We start from the raw sequence: 1706 nt of genomic DNA, 5'->3' as shown, positions 1-1706 counted from the left end.
CGGTATGGCCGAAGCATATCGAAGAGGCTTGCGCAATCGATGCTGGCGATCCGTTTGCAAAGGACGCCAGTTCGAATCCTAAGAAACTCTGGAGGGTAATGTGAGATGCCGGGCGGCGGCTGGGGCATTCAGTTTCGGTTGCGGAATAGGTCGGGCAGAACGGGCTGACACCAGGGCTGAACAATGGAATACACTGGTCTTATCAACCAATACAAGGTCAATCGTCCGCTTACGGAAGAAGAGCGCCGGAACCGGCTCGATCCCGCCAAACGATTCGACGTTTCGCCGAACTATTTCAGTTCGACGATCAGAATGAATAGCCGCTACCTGGAAGTCGCGGACAAGTATTACGGCTGGAAAGGCGCGTTGACGTTCGTGATGACGGTCCTGACGCTCATCTGCTTGGTTATCACGTGGGTCGCTGCCAGTATTTTCTTCGTCGATGGATTAATGGGCAGTGCCGACGACCGAGCGGCCAATCTGGTTTTCGGCGGCGTGCCATTGCTGATGGGCATCGCTATGATCATCGCTCTCCTTTGGCTGATTTTCAGGGAGTGCTTCCGCTTGACACATTATCCGATTCGCCTGCAACGGGATCTGAGGATGGTGCATGTGTTCCGGCTGGATGGAACGGTATTCTCGGTCTCGTGGGACAAGGTGTTCTTCACGCTGGGCCGTGGCAATCGACCCTTCGGCATTCAAACATGGGATGTGCGCGGACATGTGCTCGACGACGATGGCGTGACTGTCGTCGAGACGTTTTGTTTCGCGCTGGCCTGGCCGGATATTGCAGAGGTTCAGCGGTATTGGGAATATGTCCGGCGGTATATGGAGGAAGGCCCGGAGGCGATCGCGCCTGATACGCTTGCGTATCTACCGATTGCCGATCGGCGTGAAACCTGGGGCTTCGGCCTGTTGCGGCTCGCGTTGAATCTGCCGGGTCAGACCTCTGCGCAATTAATTTTGGCGCCGGCTTTTTTGCTGTTCTCGATCGGCCGATGGTTTGCGATGCGAACCTGCAAGATCCCGGTTTGGCCGAAGCATATCGAAGAGGCTTGCGTAGTCGACGCCGGCGATCCGTTTGCAAAAGATGCCAGCTCGAATCCTGAGAAACTCTGGAAGGTGATGTGAGATGCCGGGCGGTGGCCTGGGCTTCCAGCTTCGGCTGCGGAGTGGTGCGAGCAGAGCGGGCTGACACCCAAGGCTGAACGATGGAATACACCGGTCTTATCAAAAAGTACAAGGTCAATCGTCCGCTTACGGAAGAAGAGCGCCGGCACCGGCTCGATCCCGCCAAGCGGCTGGAGGTTTCACCGAATTACTTCAGTGCGACGATCAGAATGAATAGCCGCTACCTGGAAGTTGTGGATAAGTATTACGGCTGGAAAGGGGCGCTGACGTTTGTGACAGGCGCCCTGCTTGTCATCTGTCTGGGTATGTCGTGGATCGGCGTCAATCTTTTCTTCGTCCAGGGAGTGATGGGCTATACGGACGATCGAGCGGCCAATATGGTTTTCGGTGGCGTGCCGTTGCTAATGGACATTGCGTTGATTGCTGTTCTCGTCTGGCTCATTTCCAAGGAGTGTTTTCGCCTGACTCACTATCCGATTCGCCTGCAACGTGATCTGCGGATGGTGCATGTGTTTCGGCTGGATGGAACGGTACTTTCCGTCCCCTGGGATAAGGCCTTCTTCACACTGGGCCGG

General features: G+C 55.8%; 1 protein-coding gene and 1 pseudogene. Both read left to right on the top strand.

Annotated features, from left to right (window positions below):
• Positions 1-183: 183 nt before the first annotated feature.
• On the top strand, positions 184-1131 hold the full coding sequence (locus EYW47_RS40590) for a DUF6708 domain-containing protein (RefSeq protein WP_133200413.1): 948 nt from the start codon (positions 184-186) through the stop codon (positions 1129-1131).
• 80 nt (positions 1132-1211) lie between these two features.
• Positions 1212-1706: pseudogene (locus tag EYW47_RS40585) on the top strand (DUF6708 domain-containing protein); the annotation flags it as partial.

Origin of the sequence: Paraburkholderia silviterrae (genome assembly GCF_004353915.1) — a bacterium.
GTDB classification, from domain to species: domain Bacteria; phylum Pseudomonadota; class Gammaproteobacteria; order Burkholderiales; family Burkholderiaceae; genus Paraburkholderia; species Paraburkholderia silviterrae.
The sequence above is the reverse complement of the archived record's forward strand: the minus strand, read 5'-3'. Positions and strand labels throughout refer to the sequence as shown.